General features: G+C 40.5%; 15 protein-coding genes and 1 rRNA gene. 9 read left to right on the forward strand and 7 right to left on the reverse strand.

From position 1 onward, the window contains the following. The first annotated feature begins 97 nt into the window (after positions 1 to 97). Together rrf and BMW42_RS13230 are read left to right on the forward strand one after the other, a co-directional pair. Positions 98 to 212: ribosomal RNA gene (gene rrf / locus BMW42_RS13225) — 5S ribosomal RNA — on the forward strand. 205 nt (positions 213 to 417) lie between these two features. Further along, the gene (locus tag BMW42_RS13230; RefSeq protein WP_092768478.1) at positions 418 to 1,581 is read left to right on the forward strand and encodes an acyl-CoA dehydrogenase family protein; all 1,164 of its coding nucleotides are present in this window, start codon (positions 418 to 420) and stop codon (positions 1,579 to 1,581) included. A 51-nt stretch (positions 1,582 to 1,632) separates the two neighbouring features. Here BMW42_RS13230 and BMW42_RS13235 read toward each other — a convergent pair whose 3' ends face one another. Then, a complete protein-coding gene (locus BMW42_RS13235) occupies positions 1,633 to 2,235 on the reverse strand; it encodes a TetR/AcrR family transcriptional regulator (RefSeq protein ID WP_035269534.1) in 603 nt (200 codons plus the stop codon). A gap of 160 nt (positions 2,236 to 2,395) precedes the next feature. Here BMW42_RS13235 and BMW42_RS13240 point away from each other — a divergent pair, with 160 nt between their 5' ends. From BMW42_RS13240 to BMW42_RS13265, 6 genes are all read left to right on the forward strand, one after another. Further along, positions 2,396 to 4,195: an acyclic terpene utilization AtuA family protein gene (locus tag BMW42_RS13240; RefSeq protein ID WP_092768480.1), complete on the forward strand. Its 1,800-nt coding sequence runs from the start codon at positions 2,396 to 2,398 to the stop codon at positions 4,193 to 4,195. A 71-nt stretch (positions 4,196 to 4,266) separates the two neighbouring features. Then, positions 4,267 to 5,148 carry an SDR family oxidoreductase gene (locus BMW42_RS13245; protein WP_092768552.1) on the forward strand — a complete coding sequence of 294 codons (882 nt, stop codon included), beginning with the start codon at positions 4,267 to 4,269 and terminating at the stop codon, positions 5,146 to 5,148. Positions 5,149 to 5,179: 31 nt separating this feature from the next. Continuing rightward, entirely contained in the window at positions 5,180 to 6,793 is a 1,614-nt protein-coding gene (locus BMW42_RS13250; RefSeq protein ID WP_092768482.1) for an acyl-CoA carboxylase subunit beta, read from the forward strand. Positions 6,794 to 6,938: 145 nt separating this feature from the next. Then, entirely contained in the window at positions 6,939 to 8,096 is a 1,158-nt protein-coding gene (locus BMW42_RS13255; RefSeq protein WP_092768484.1) for an acyl-CoA dehydrogenase family protein, read from the forward strand. 14 nt (positions 8,097 to 8,110) lie between these two features. Then, positions 8,111 to 8,941: an enoyl-CoA hydratase/isomerase family protein gene (locus BMW42_RS13260; RefSeq protein WP_092768486.1), complete on the forward strand. Its 831-nt coding sequence runs from the start codon at positions 8,111 to 8,113 to the stop codon at positions 8,939 to 8,941. An 87-nt stretch (positions 8,942 to 9,028) separates the two neighbouring features. After that, positions 9,029 to 10,978: an acetyl/propionyl/methylcrotonyl-CoA carboxylase subunit alpha gene (locus BMW42_RS13265; RefSeq protein WP_092768488.1), complete on the forward strand. Its 1,950-nt coding sequence runs from the start codon at positions 9,029 to 9,031 to the stop codon at positions 10,976 to 10,978. Positions 10,979 to 11,023: 45 nt separating this feature from the next. On the opposite strand, the gene BMW42_RS13270 is transcribed toward BMW42_RS13265, so the two are convergent. The 6 genes from BMW42_RS13270 to rplM form a co-directional block, all read right to left on the reverse strand. After that, positions 11,024 to 11,674, reverse strand: a complete 651-nt coding sequence (locus BMW42_RS13270; RefSeq protein ID WP_092768490.1) for a hypothetical protein — start codon at positions 11,672 to 11,674, stop codon at positions 11,024 to 11,026. A gap of 19 nt (positions 11,675 to 11,693) precedes the next feature. Further along, positions 11,694 to 12,128 carry a ClpXP protease specificity-enhancing factor gene (locus BMW42_RS13275; RefSeq protein WP_035269488.1) on the reverse strand — a complete coding sequence of 145 codons (435 nt, stop codon included), beginning with the start codon at positions 12,126 to 12,128 and terminating at the stop codon, positions 11,694 to 11,696. 21 nt (positions 12,129 to 12,149) lie between these two features. Next, positions 12,150 to 12,803, reverse strand: a complete 654-nt coding sequence (locus tag BMW42_RS13280; RefSeq protein ID WP_092768492.1) for a glutathione S-transferase N-terminal domain-containing protein — start codon at positions 12,801 to 12,803, stop codon at positions 12,150 to 12,152. Between the two features lie 222 nt (positions 12,804 to 13,025). Continuing rightward, complete coding sequence (locus tag BMW42_RS13285) at positions 13,026 to 13,397, reverse strand: hypothetical protein (protein ID WP_092768494.1); 372 nt, start codon at positions 13,395 to 13,397, stop codon at positions 13,026 to 13,028. Positions 13,398 to 13,673: 276 nt separating this feature from the next. Beyond that, positions 13,674 to 14,060 carry a 30S ribosomal protein S9 gene (gene rpsI / locus BMW42_RS13290; RefSeq protein ID WP_035270019.1) on the reverse strand — a complete coding sequence of 129 codons (387 nt, stop codon included), beginning with the start codon at positions 14,058 to 14,060 and terminating at the stop codon, positions 13,674 to 13,676. A gap of 12 nt (positions 14,061 to 14,072) precedes the next feature. Next, positions 14,073 to 14,501, reverse strand: coding sequence for a 50S ribosomal protein L13 (gene rplM, locus BMW42_RS13295; RefSeq protein ID WP_035270016.1), 429 nt, complete (start codon positions 14,499 to 14,501; stop codon positions 14,073 to 14,075). A gap of 360 nt (positions 14,502 to 14,861) precedes the next feature. Here rplM and BMW42_RS13300 point away from each other — a divergent pair, with 360 nt between their 5' ends. Continuing rightward, positions 14,862 to 15,134, forward strand: coding sequence for a hypothetical protein (locus BMW42_RS13300; RefSeq protein WP_143047420.1), 273 nt, complete (start codon positions 14,862 to 14,864; stop codon positions 15,132 to 15,134). Positions 15,135 to 15,216: the final 82 nt, after the last annotated feature.

Below are 15,216 nucleotides of genomic sequence, written 5' to 3' on the forward strand. Positions count from 1 at the left end.
TAAAGCAACTCAAATAGCTGTTAATAACTTCTTTGACCAAGCAAAGGCACGCAAACAATACATGCGAATAAGACCCAAGCAAAGTCACAACAGTTGTGCTGGCGACAATAGCAAGAGTGAACCACCTGATCCCTTCCCGAACTCAGAAGTGAAACCTCTTAGCGCTGATGGTAGTGTGGGGTTACCCATGTGAGAGTAAGTCATCGCCAGCTCATTATTCTAAACACCCCCTTCAATACAAGGGGGTGTTTTTTTATATATAAAAATTGAATTTGAAAATAATTAAACCCTTATAATTAAATAAGAAGCTCCATTCAGTTAATTTATGCCAAAAGATTGATGATTCTTGCAATTAAAAAAACAACAATAAATGTCAGTATGCCTATGAGGATTTAAATAATTTCAGGGACATAGTTGATGCAATACAATCCGATCTATTACACAGATGAACACTTTGCATTTGCAGATGCAGTAAAAAAATTTGTAGAAAAAGAAATTATTCCCTATGTAAATGAGTGGGATGAAGCCGAATCTTTTCCACGAGAACTCTACAAAAAAGCTGCAGAAGTTGGATTGATGGCATCAGGTTTTGATGAAAAATACGGTGGTATCCCTGATACAGATGCATTCTATACTTTATTGGGGTGTGTGGAGTTGGCAAAGGCTGCATCAGGAGGTTTAATCGCTTCATTACTTTCACATATGATCGGTGCACCGCCAATCAATAGCTTTGCAAGTGAAGAGGTGAAAGCAGAGGTTTTGCCACAAATCTTATTAGGTGAGAAGATTTCGGCATTAGCAATAACAGAACCGGGAGGGGGGTCTGATGTTGCAGCACTTAAAACAAAAGCAGTAAAAGAAGGTGATTACTATGTAGTCAGTGGCGAAAAAACCTTTATTACTTCTGGTATTCGCGCTGATTACTATACCGTTGCCGTTCGAACTGATCCTGAAGGAAAAGGACCCAATGGTATCTCAATGCTACTGATTGATGCCCATACACCAGGTATTACAAAAACGAAGTTAGATAAAATGGGATGGTGGGCTTCTGATACCGCTCATCTACACTTCGATCAAGTTAAAGTGCCTGCAAGAAATTTGATTGGTCCTGAGAATATGGGTTTCTTTGTTATCATGAATAACTTCAATATGGAGCGTTTTTTCTTGGCTGCGAGTAGTTATGGTTATGCAAAAGTTTGTTATGAAGAAGCTCTAGATTGGGCTCAACAGCGACGTACTTTTGGTAAACGCTTGGTAGATCATCAAGTTGTTCGTCATAAATTGGTAGATATGGCAACACGTTTACAAACGACTCGCGCTTTACTTGAAGATACGGCATATAAAATGGGGCGTCCTGAACTTCAAGGGAATGAAATGATTGCACAAATTTGTATGCTCAAAAACGTAGCAACGCAAACTATGCAATTCTGTGCTGATGCAGCCGTTCAAACACTAGGTGGCATGGGCTTTATGCGTGGCATGAAATCTGAACGTATATATCGCGAAGTTAAAGTGAATATGATAGGCGGTGGAGCTGAGGAAATTATGAAAGATTTGGCAAGCCGACAGCTGGGCTTCTAAAAGAAATAAAAAGGTGGATAAGCCACCTTTTTTAATTGATCAGATATAAAGTTAAGCATTCATTGCCATATCCCAGACGATATTGGTTAACTCATCAAGTGACATTTTCCCTTCTGGATTGTACCAAGTTACGGTCCAAGCGATTGAACCACCAATCAGTCTTCGCCAGATAAAAGGATCGTGCTTAATTTTGCCTTTGTCATGTAATACCTTGATGACACTCAGCCATATCCCTTCATAATCATTTCTTAATTTTAATAGTTTCTTCTGATTTTCCTCAGAAAGTGAAAACCATTCATAGACCAATACAGCCATAGCGGAACCTGTATCCCCAGAGATCGCATCGAGTTCAGCTTTAATCAGAGCCTTGAGTTGTTGCTCTGGATGGTCTGAAGTGGATATGGCACTTTCAAGGCAAGCGTGATTGTAAATGATGGTTTGTTCCATCACATGCGCCAAAATATCGTCTTTGGTTTTGAAATGATGAAATAAACTTCCAGATTGGATACCAATAAACTGAGCGAGTTCACGAACAGTGGTTTTGGCATAACCTTGTTTATGGAATAAATAAGCTGCCCCCAAAAGTAAACGACCACGTGGTGTATCGTCAAAGCAGGCTATTGGTTGAATTTGGTCAATAGAGGTCGCGATCATCTTGTTATTTTATCCTATTTTGTTTTCTAAACGCGTTGCTTCCATGCAAATTTTAGCGCAATAAGCAGATTTGCAAATAATAATAACATTTTGCACTTTACAAACCAAGCGCTTGCTTGGTAGATTAATCTCAAATTCTAAACAGAATAATGAGATTGTTATGACAAATATTCAGGACGAACAAAAAATTGTAAAAATTGGCTGTGCTTCAGGTTTCTGGGGAGATACCAACACAGCTGCATTTCAATTGGTACACATGTCGGATATTAACTATTTAGTATTTGATTATCTTTCAGAAATCACCATGTCTATCATGGCAAAAGCCAAAATGAAAGATCCTTCTCATGGATATGCATTGGACTTTGTTAGTCGTGTTATGACACCGCTCATCAAAAAAATTGCGGACAAGAAAATCAAAGTTGTAAGTAATGCTGGCGGTGTAAATCCATTGGCATGCCGTGATGCACTTCAAGAAGTGATCAAAAATGCTGGTTTAGATTTGAAAGTTGCGGTGGTACTTGGTGATGATTTAATGGATCAGCACGTTGAACTTCAAAAACAAAATATAAAAGAAATGTTTAATGGTGAGGATCTTCCTCCACATGTCGCAAGTAGTAATGCTTATTTGGGTGCCGTAGGTATTCGTGATGCTCTGGATTTAGGTGCAGACATTGTGATCACAGGTCGTGTCGTGGATTCGGCTGTTGTGATTGGGCCTTTATTGCATGAATACAAATGGGATTTAAACGATTACGATAAATTAGCACAAGCTGCACTTGCAGGTCACGTGATTGAGTGCGGTGCACAATGTACTGGCGGTAACTTCACAGATTGGCGTTTGGTTGAAGGCTTTGACAACATGGGCTTCCCAATTGTTGAAGTGAAAGCAGATTCATCATTTATCGTCACTAAACCAAATGGTACAGGTGGTTTAGTTTCTACAGGTACTGTGGGCGAGCAAATTGTGTATGAAATTGGTCATCCACAAGCTTATTTATTGCCTGATGTAACTGCTGACTTTAGCCAAGTCAAACTTGAGCAAGTAGGCGAGCACCGTGTATTGGTGACAGGTGCAAAAGGTACAGCACCGACACAACATTACAAAGTAAGCACAACCTATCCTGATGGTAACCGTGTGTTGGTGAGTTTCTTACTTGCAGGCCAAGATGCAGAAGAAAAAGCTTATGCCGTTTCTAATGCAATTTTAAATAAAGTTGAGCGTGTAATGGCGCTTCGTTCGATTCCACCATTTACTGAAAAATCAATTGAGATTTTAGGTACAGAAACAACGTATGGCGCAAATCGTCGTGTGCAAAAACCTCGTGAAGTTGTGGTGAAAATTGCCGTTAAACATATGTTTAAAGAAGCATGTATGTTCTTTGCATCTGAGATTGCGCAAGCTTCAACAGGTATGGCACCTGCATTAACAGGGATTGTGGGTGGTCGTCCAAAACCATCTCCAGTGATTAAATTATTCTCGTTCTTGGTAGAGAAATCTCAACTAAATGTTGAAGTGGATATCAATGGTGAGCGTCATAAAGTTGATGTACCACAGGGTGAGCCGCTTGCAGAGATTCCAACGATTCCTACAGGTGAAGTGGCAACTTTAACAGGTAATGAAATCGAAGTGCCATTGGTTGAAGTTGCACATGCACGTAGTGGTGATAAAGGTAACTACAGCAACATCGGTGTACTTGCACGTAAACCAGAATTCTTACCTTGGATTCGTGCATCTTTAACGGAAGCCAATGTTGCTGAATATATGAAGCATGTATTTGAAGGCGGTGAGGGTGGCGAAGTTCGTCGCTATGAATTACCGGGTTTAAATGCCATGAACTTCTTATTGATTGATGCGCTTGGTGGTGGTGGTGTTGCGAGTTTACGTATTGACCCACAAGGTAAAGCCTTTGCACAACAATTGTTAGATATGCCAGTGAAAGTGCCTGCAAATTTATTGTAAGCACAGCTTTGGGCATCGCCATGATGCCCAATCCAGAAAATTTACATCAATTAAAAATGGAATTATGCGCAATGGGTTATCAATCAATTTTTAGAAATGATGCGTTCGCTGGCAAAGTCGTGATTGTGACAGGTGGTGGTTCGGGGATTGGTCGTTGTACGGCACATGAGCTTGCATCACTTGGTGCGCAAGTGGTCATCACAGGTCGTAAGATTGAAAAACTTGAAAAAGTGATTGCTGAAATTACAGAAGATGGTGGTCACGCACATGGCATCGTGTGTGATAACCGCGAAGAAGAACAAGTCAAAAATATGATTGCGGAAGTGATCGAAAAATTTGGTCGCATTGATGGTTTAGTCAATAACGCAGGTGGTCAGTTCCCATCGACTTTAGAAAGTATTTCTGCCAATGGTTTTGATGCGGTGATCCGTAACAACTTGCACGCAACGTTCTTTTTAATGCGTGAAGCCTATAACCAGTGGATGGCAAAAAATGGTGGTGCCATTGTCAATATGGCAGCAGATATGTGGGGCGGTATGCCTGGCATGGGGCATTCAGGTGCAGCACGTTCGGGTGTGGATAACTTGACCAAAACGGCTGCAGTGGAATGGGGTAAATCAGGTGTACGTGTAAACTGCGTAGCGCCGGGTTGGATTATCTCATCAGGCATGGATACCTATTCAGGCCCTGTGGCGGAATTTATTATCCCAAACCTTTCAGGCAATGTGCCTTTACAACGTATGGGAACAGAATCGGAAGTGTCTTCAGCGATTGTGTATTTACTTTCTGAAGCGGCCAACTTTGTTTCAGGGATGACAGTACGTATCGATGGTGCTGCTTCACAAGGTACACGCGTATTCCCATTATCATCTGCAGAAAATAGTGAGTCTTATAACGGCTTCCACCGTGCATTTATTCCAGATGTACTAAAGAAAAAAGACGAAAAGAATTAATCGAGATTATAAGGAACAAGGAGGAAACGGAATGGCAGTGATTCAGTCCGAAGTTGCAGTAGGAAGCGAAGTATTTGAACAGAATAAAGCGAAATTGCTCGAGCAAATTGAAGAGATTCGAGCGATTCAAAAAAGTGCGCTAGATCGTTCTTATAAAGCTAAGCCTAAGTTTGATAAAAAAGGAAAGATTTTACCGCATGAGCGTGTACGTATGTTGCTCGATGCAGATTCTCCATTTGTAGAGTTGTGTGGTCTTGTGGGTTACAAGATGCATGATGATAAAGATGGTTCAGAAGCAGGTGGCGGGATCATTGCAGGGATTGGTTTTGTAAATGGTACACGTTGTATGGTGGCTGCCAATAACAGTGCGATCAAAGGCGGTACGATTGCCCCAATGGGTGTACACAAAAGCCTTCGTTTACACCAAATTGCGTTAGAGCAAAAATTACCAATCATTACTTTGGCAGAAAGTGGTGGTGCAAACTTAAACTACGCAGCAGAAGTATTTACTGCCGGTGGTACAACATTTGCCAACCAAGCACGTTTATCTGCAAAAGGAATTCCACAAGTTTCTGTAGTCCATGGTAACGCAACAGCAGGTGGTGCATACCAACCGGGTCTTTCTGATTATGTGATTACTGTACGTAAGCAAACTGAAATGTTGCTTGCAGGACCGCCATTGTTATTGGCAGCAACAGGGGAAGTGGCAACTGCTGAAGAATTGGGTGGTGCAGAAATGCATGCACAAGTGGCAGGTACAGCAGAATACTTAGCAGAAAATGATGCTGATGGTATCCGTATCGCACGTGAAATCTTTAAGCATTTAAACTGGAAAGAGCAAGTTAAGCTTGAAACACCAGAATATAAAGAGCCACGTTACTCGGCAGAAGAATTGCTTGGCATCATTCCTTCAGATCCAAAACAACCTTTGGATATGAAAGAAATCATTGCCCGTATTGTTGATGATTCTGATTTCTTCGAGTTCAAAAACGAATATGACTCACATACAGTGTGTGGTTGGTCAAAAGTCGGTGGTATGCACTTAGGCATCATTACTAATAATGGCCCAATTACGCCACAAGGTGCAGCAAAAGCAGCGCAGTTTATTCAATTATGTGAACAAACCAAACGCCCAATTTTATTCCTGCATAACACCACAGGTTTTATGGTGGGTACAGATGCAGAACAAAACGGCATCATTAAACATGGTTCTAAACTGATCCAAGCTGTTGCGAATTGTACAGTGCCGAAGATTTCGATCATTGCACATGGTTCATACGGTGCAGGTAACTATGCGATGTGTGGTCGTCCACTTGGCCCACAATTTATTTTCTCATGGCCGAACTCTCGTGTTGCGGTGATGGGTGGTGCGCAAGCAGGTAAGGTACTTCGTATTGTTGCGGAAGCGAAACAACGTGAATCTGGCATGGAGCCAAATGAGCAAATGTTGGACTTCTTAGAGCAATCGACAGCAATGAAATTAGAGTCGCAATCGACTGCATTATTCAACACAGCGATGTTGCATGATGATGGCATTATAGATCCACGTGATACACGTAAATTGCTGATTTTCTTATTGCAAACCATTAATGAATCACAAGCACGTGAATTGAATCCAACACGTTTTGGTGTACCAAGATTCTAACTTTTATTACCTCACCCTAACCCTCTCCTAAGAGGAGAGGAAATAGCTTTCTTAAATGAAGTGAGAAAGCTCCTCCCTTTTTCAAAGGAAGGTTAGGAGGGATTAAAGATTAAAAACAAATATTGAAATTTTAAGGAAGACAAAAATGAAATTTACTGAAGAACATGAAGCGCTACGCCGTACAACACGTCAATTTGTAGAAAATGAAATCAACCCATATACAGCAGAATGGGAAAAAGCGGGTCGATTCCCAATCCATGAAGTATTCAAAAAAATGGGTGATTTGGGTTTATTAGGTATTTGTAAACCTGAAGAAAACGGTGGTTTAGCACTCGATTATTCTTATAACTTGGTGGTTGCAGAAGAGCTAGGTCGTATCAATGTTGGTGGTGTTGCACTTGCGATGGGTGTACAAACTGATATGGCAACACCTGCGATTGCTCGTTTTGGTTCTAAAGAATTACGTGATGAGTTTTTAACACCAGCGGTTGCAGGTGAAAAAGTTGCAGCGATTGCAGTCTCTGAAGTTCAAGCAGGATCTGACGTTGCAGCACTTAAAACGACAGCAGTAAAAGATGGTGATGACTATATTATTAATGGTCATAAAATGTGGATTACGAACTCGCTTCAAGCAGACTTCTTCTGTTTGTTAGCGAATACTTCTGACGGTAAACCACACTTTAATAAGTCAATGATTGTGGTTCCTGCCAATACACCGGGGATTACTTTCTCTGAGCCATTAGATAAATTAGGTATGCGTTCTAGTACCACTGCACAAGTGTTCTTTGACAACGTACGTGTGCCACAACGTAACTTAGTGGGTCAAGAAGGCATGGGCTTTATGATGCAAATGCTTCAGTTCCAAGAAGAGCGTATGTGGGGTGCTGCAAATGCTATGGGCGGTATGTTGCAATGTATCGAAAAAACAATTCAATACACGAAAGAGCGTACAACTTTCGGTCAACCGTTAATTGACAATCAATATATCCATTTCCGCTTTGCTGAATTAATGACTGAGATCGAAGCACTGAAAGCATTAACATATCGTGCTTGCCAATTGCATATCGAAGGCGAAAACGTGACTCAAATGGCATCTATGGCAAAACTGAAAGCGGGTCGTTTAACGCGTGAAGTTGCAGATAGCTGCTTACAGTTCTGGGGTGGTAATGGCTTTATGGCTGATAACCCAGCTGCTCAGTTCTACCGTGATGGTCGTTTAGTATCGATCGGTGGTGGTGCGGACGAAATCATGCTTGGCATTATCTGTAAGATGATGGACATCCTTCCTGGTAAGAAAAAATAAGCAGGAGATCTGATATGACATTATCAAGTTCAATTGCCAATTTAGAAGTTGATGGCAGCATCATCCTAGAGCAAGAGGGTGGCATTTTAACCTTATGGTTAAATCATCCAGAAAGCCGTAATGCCATGAGCCTAAAAATGGTGGAATCCATTCAGGCTGTATTTACCGCAATTAAAGATGATGTATCTGTACGTGCTGTAATTTTGCGTGGTAAAGGTGGTCATTTCTGTGCAGGTGGAAACATCAAAGATATGGCAGGTATCCGTGCCAAAGCGATGGAAGTGGGTAATAACACACCTTATACCGATTTTAACCGTACCTTTGGTGCAATGATTGAGCAAGTGGATCAAGCCCCACAAACTGTAGTTGCTGTACTTGAAGGTGCGGTACTTGGTGGTGGTTTTGGTTTGGCATGTGTGTCTGATGTCGCGATTGCTCATGCAGAAGCACAATTTGGCTTACCTGAAACTGGCTTAGGGATTTTACCTGCACAAATCGCACCGTTTGTGGTAACCCGTGTTGGCTTAACTCAAGCACGTCGTTTAGCACTTTTAGGTATGCGTTTTAAAGGTCAAACTGCTTTAGAGGTGGGAATCGTGCATCAAGTGGTTGCAGATGAAGTTGAACTTGCATCAGCACTTGAAGAAACGATTACCCAAATCAAACGCTGTGCGCCATTGGCATCTCGTGCAACCAAAGCATTATTACATCGTACCACCAAAGAAGAATTGGGGCCGTTATTAGATGATGCAGCACGCCAATTCGCGGAAGCAGTGGCAAGTGCAGAAGGCATGGAAGGTACTATGGCGTTTATCCAAAAACGTCAGCCAAGCTGGGCAGAATAAACCACATTCCAACGCCTGTATGAATGTGAATTAAAAAGGATATGCTCCCCGAAATTAAAGGGGAGCCTAAAGAATATTGGTGGAACTATGGCGTTTACAAAAGTATTAGTTGCAAACCGTGGTGAAATTGCTGCTCGTGTAATGCGTACAGCAAAAGCCTTAGGTTACGAAACCGTTGCTGTGTACTCAGATGCCGACAAAAATGCGCGTCACGTACAAGTCGCAGATGAAGCGGTTTATATCGGTCCTTCAAAAGTATCAGAATCTTATTTATCGATTCCAAATATTATCGAAGCATGTAAGAAAACTGGCGCAGATGCGGTGCATCCGGGTTATGGTTTCTTATCAGAAAATACTGATTTTGCTGCAGCATGTGCAGAAAATGGCATTATCTTTATCGGTCCACCTGCAGGTGCGATTGAGCTCATGGGTAGTAAGCGTTTGTCTAAAATCGCGATGATTGAAGCAGGCGTACCCTGTGTACCGGGTTATGAAGGCGACCAACAAGACATCGACTTTTTAGCAGATCAAGCAAAAAAAGTAGGTTTCCCATTAATGGTAAAAGCATCAGCAGGTGGTGGTGGACGTGGTATGCGTCTTGTTCATCAAGAAGCTGATTTGATTGAAGCGCTAAAAACAGCACGTTCTGAAGCTGAAAATGCGTTTGGTTCAGGCGAGCTGATTATCGAGAAAGCAGTGATTGCACCTCGCCATGTAGAAATCCAAGTCTTTGGTGATACGCATGGTAACTACGTGTATTTATTTGAACGTGATTGCTCGATTCAACGTCGTCACCAAAAAGTGGTTGAAGAAGCACCTTGCCCAGTTTTGACAGAAGAAACTCGTCAAGCGATGGGGAATGCCGCAGTTGCAGCAGCCAAAGCGTGTGATTATGTCGGTGCGGGTACAGTTGAATTCTTACTTGATCAATCAGGTGAATTCTATTTCTTAGAGATGAATACGCGTCTACAAGTTGAGCATCCTGTAACAGAAATGATCACAGGTCTTGATCTTGTTGAATGGCAACTTCGTGTCGCAAACGGTGAAACTTTACCGCTTAAACAAGAAGAATTGACCATGAATGGTCATGCGATTGAAGTGCGTTTATATGCAGAAGATCCACGCCAAGACTTCTTACCACAAACAGGTAAAATCTTGCGTTGGCAACCTGCAGATTTAGAAGGCGTACGTATCGACCACGGCATGATGCCAACTGATGAAGTTAGCCCATTCTACGATCCAATGGTGGCTAAAATCATCGTACATGGTAAAACTCGTACTGATGCGATCCGTTTACTTGCTCGTGCCGTAAATGATTCTGTACTGTTAGGTGTAAACAGTAATAAGGAGTTTTTAGTTAACTTATTACGTCATCCACTTGTGGTGGAAGGTGATGTGAACACTGGTTTTATTCAACAGCATTTCCAAAGTGATGTGAGTTTGAATAAGCAGAGTCTAAATTTAGAAAGCTTAGCATTGGTTGCAGCGTTGTTGACAAATGCATCTGCGCAAACAGATTGGAACACAGGAGTTTCTTCAGCATTACCACTGAAACTTCGATATGATGATCAAAAGTTAGATCTCATTGTGCATCGTGATGGTCGTTCAGTGAGTGTTGAAACCTGTGGTGAAAGCCAGTCGATTGAGGTTGTAGCGCAAAATACACAGCAATTGATTTATAGCATTAATGGAATTCGACGTCGAATCGACTATGTTCTTGATGGTAATTTTGTTTATTTAGATCGCGCGAATGGCAACGTCATGGTGGAAAATATTACCTATTTACCACCTGAGACTGCCGATGTGGCAGGGGATGGTAAAATTCGTGCCCCAATGGATGGTGCAATTATAAATGTCATTGCTCAACCTGGAGAGCGTGTAACTAAAGGGCAAACATTATTGATTCTTGAAGCGATGAAAATCCAACAGCAAATTAAGTCAGATGTCGACGGTGTTGTGGGTGAAATCGTAGGACAAGTTGGTCAGCAAGTGAAAAAACGTCAAATCTTGATGAATATTGAGGTTGATGCTGAATAAGCAATAAAAAAAGCCATCTAACGATGGCTTTTTTTATGACCAGATTTATGCAAATACTGTTTGTACTGCACAGTAAAGCACCCAAAGAATTGCAATCGCAACTACAGGTTCTAAAACTTTTGCCCAAGTTGGTGTAGCTACTACTTCTGGCTCAGCAACATCGTGGTGATCATGTTGAACTTGATTGACCATGTCATGAAACTCCTTCATCGTTTGGTCTAATGATATCTCTTCTTGAATGACAGGTTGAGAACCAATCAACTCATTTAGGTTATTTGTTAGCCAAACCCAATCTTTTGCTTTACCAGAGAGATGTTCAACTTGACCCTGAAGTAATTCATTCATGCCTTGTAGTTGATAATGACCTGTTACATCAAGTTGTTTAAGTTCATTAAGCTGTAAGGTCAAAATCTCTGATGTCGCGGTTTCAAGTTCTTGATGAGACAGCGTAGACTGATTATGTTGAGATGTCGTCAAATGCCGTGCGACTTCTTGAATATAAAGTTGGTCAGCGGCATGAATTTCTTGGTATATTTTTTTTTCGTCTTTACGCCATAGGCCGATGAGTTTACCTAAAGCTAAGATATTTAATTCATTGAGATATTCATGCCGTTGTTCAGCTGGATACTGTTTCAACAGCTGAGGCTTTTGAATTTTGGTCTGCTCAACAAAATATTGTACTAAATCAAAAGCCATTCAACTCTCCTGTAAGTTTTTAATCCAAAATTCTTAAACTCGGTTTTTTCTTTGGTGCTTCATTTTCTTGATTTTGTTGCTGTTTAGATTCTATCGGATTTTCATCCGTTTGTGCATTGGCATATTCATCAGGATCAAAGAATAATCCTTGACCATTTTCTTTTGCATATAACCCGAGTACAGCATTGATTGGCACATAAATATCTTTGGAAACACCACCAAAACGTGCAGAAAAGGTAATCGCTTCATTGCTCATGTGTAGTTGATGCACAGCATGTGGCACGATATTTAAAACTATCTGACCGTCTTGAACGAACTGTGTAGGTACATCGGTATAAGGTTGTGTGGCATCTACCAGTAGATATGGGGTGAGATTGTTATCGCAAATCCATTCATAAATCGCACGTGCTAAATACGGGCGAGTTGGACTTAATTTGATTTCTTGATCAGACATGTGACTCACTCTTTTGCTTTTTTAAGCGGATTTTAATTCAGGACTATAACGATTTTTTTCCTGAACCGTCATGGACTTAAGGAAGGCTGGACGACTGAAAACACGCTGGCAATATAAATAAAACGGGCGGCATTGTTGCTTTGGAAGCTCAATCCCCATCGTTCTTAACCGTATAAAAATCGGTGCCAACATGCAATCTAAAATTGTAAATTGTTCAGACATGAAATAAGGATAGTGCTGAAACAAAGGTGTCAGCGAGATAAGCGTATCTTTTAACTTTTTTTGAGCTGCCTTTTGTGCGTCAACATCAAGTGTGTCTGGGTGGCGCAACATATCATCTGCAAGTTTTAACCAGTCATTTTCAAAACGCCATATATATTGGCGTTGTTCTGCACGTGGAGCAGGAGCATCTGCATATAACTTATTCTGACGATAGCGATCATCTAAATATTCAGAAATGATGGATGTATTGAAAAGTTTTAACTCATTTTCAATCATCATCGGGAGTCGATTGTATGGATTTAAACTCGCAAGATCCTCGTTGTCTTCGTCGACAATAAATAAATTATGTTTAATTTGTTTTTCTGCCAGTAAGAAGCGAATCCAATGCGATCGAAAGTCATCTGCATGACTATAAACGGTGATGCCTTGTAAGGGGGTGGTTTCGACTGACATATTCCAATCAAAGTATTAATGAATAGATAAGGATACTAAAAATGCACGCTAAAATCATCGTTTAATGAGCGATGCCTATTAAAACACTTGGATTTTATATTGAATCGTATTTATGTCTGTAACGTGGTTTTTTAAATTTCTATCCTTGTATTGTTGAAATTTAATCTTTAGCTTTTTATCCAAAGCGATATAAAAAGCCGATCTTTAAATCGGCCTTGTGCACTAATGTATGATTCCACTCCACCATTGACGGACGTCGCGATTGTTAGTTAATGCACTTGTGTCGCCAGGTCTAAGTTTATAGCCACACTTGTAAACCATTGAGAATTTTTGACCTAAAGATCGATGTACCAGACTGTTATTTTGTACAGGATATCCATCTGAGCATCCAACTAACTCTAATGCTTTATTTATGTTTTCATATGAAGACATTAATCTTTGTATGGGTCCATCACAAACATGCTTACCCGTATTGGATTGCCAACACACGGCTAAAGCATCTATCGATTGTGAGTTATTTGCTTGTGCAATATTGGATGTACCTAATATTGTAGCGGCTACGGCGAATGATAAACATATTTCCCTATTTAACATTTTTATCCCTTTAATTTAAAAAACTGCATGAAAGTATTTTTTAATAAAGTTGTAAAAAGTTAACAATCCTCAAATTGGGATAGATGATTAAGCATATATTTGTTTAAGTCAGTCAAAATAAAGCAATAAAAACTAGTGTCTTTTTATTGATATCAGAGTTTAATATTCATTTTAAAGTATCGTGTACGACTGATTTTCTTGAGTAAGGGAAAATATAAAGATGAAAAAAAACCTTGGCATAAGCCAAGGTTTTTTTGTCCGAATTCGGAAAACGAATTAACGTTTAGAGAATTGTGGACGTTTACGAGCTTTACGTAAACCAAGTTTCTTACGTTCAACTTCACGAGCATCACGAGTAACGAAACCAGCTTGACGAAGAGCAGGTTTTAAAGTTTCGTCAGCAGCGATCAATGCACGAGTAATACCGTGACGGATTGCGCCAGCTTGACCACCGATACCACCACCAGCAACAGTGATGTAAAGGTCATATTTCTCAGTAGCATCTAAAAGCTCAAGTGGTTGACGTACAACCATACGAGCAGTTTCACGACCGAAGTATTGTTCTAAAGAACGGTTGTTAATAACGAGTTTACCAGTACCAGCAGATAGGAAAACACGTGCAGTTGCGGTCTTACGGCGACCTGTACCATAGTTAGTAGCCATGTGCTGTATCCCTTAGATGTCCAAAACTTGTGGCTGTTGAGCTGTGTGAGGATGCTCAGCACCAGCATACACTTTCATTTTCTTGATCATAGCATAACCAAGAGGACCTTTTGGCAACATGCCTTTTACAGCGCGTTGGAAGATTTCTTCTGGCTTGTGAGCAACTAATTTTTCAAAGTTAGTTTCACGGATACCACCAGGGAAACCAGTGTGGCGATAGTATTTCTTATCAAGTGACTTATTACCAGTTACTTGAACTTGCTCAGCATTGATAATTACGATGTAATCACCAGTGTCAACGTGAGGAGTATAAGAAGTTTTGTGCTTACCGCGTAAACGACGTGCGATTTCAGTCGCAAGACGACCTAAAGTTTTGCCAGAAGCATCAACAACGTACCAGTCGTGTTGAACTTCAGCTGGCTTAGCGCTGAGAGTTTTCATTAACCACTACCTATTATAGTTGGTTTGGACGGTGGAATCTGTCCAAACAAAAAGGAGAGCGAATTCTAGCGGAAAAACACTAGAACCACAATCAAAATATTAAGATTTCGAGGGGCATATTCTATTTAATTTAGATTGAAAAGTATAGCGGTTTATTTAATCAATTTCGTTTGTAATGAGGAAATAATCATAATAATAGCTCGGAGTTTTGATGAGTTCACAAAATAATAATGATCGTTTCTCTCCTCCTGTTCGTCATTCAGATTTATCTTCACGCCATGATCAAATCAAAGTGAGCAAGGTGACGAAATTTTTGACCGGATTTTTATTCATTTTTCTCGGAATATATTTAGTGTTAGCATGGTGTTTGGCGCTATTTATGGAATAGATGTTTTAAGTGTCATTCTTATATATTCAATGTATGCACATTTTATGATTTTCCCTTGGGTTATTTATTCAATCGGTGGCTTTGGTTTCTTGTGCATTAAAGATTCAGCGTTTTATTCAGTGCGTTCAACGATTGGACGGATTCTTTTGTTGGGTTTGTTCCTCGTCATCGTGATTGTATGTGTATCCGAGGTGGCTCATGTAATTGGTCTATTAGATGCAAGATTTCGTATGGATTGGCGCTAAAAAGACTCAAAAGAACGATTAAAAAAATCAGAGGGCTAAGATTTTACCATTTTGGGATTGTTGAACATCGCACATTCGATCT

The organism is Acinetobacter sp. DSM 11652 (genome assembly GCF_900109815.1).
Lineage (GTDB): Bacteria > Pseudomonadota > Gammaproteobacteria > Pseudomonadales > Moraxellaceae > Acinetobacter.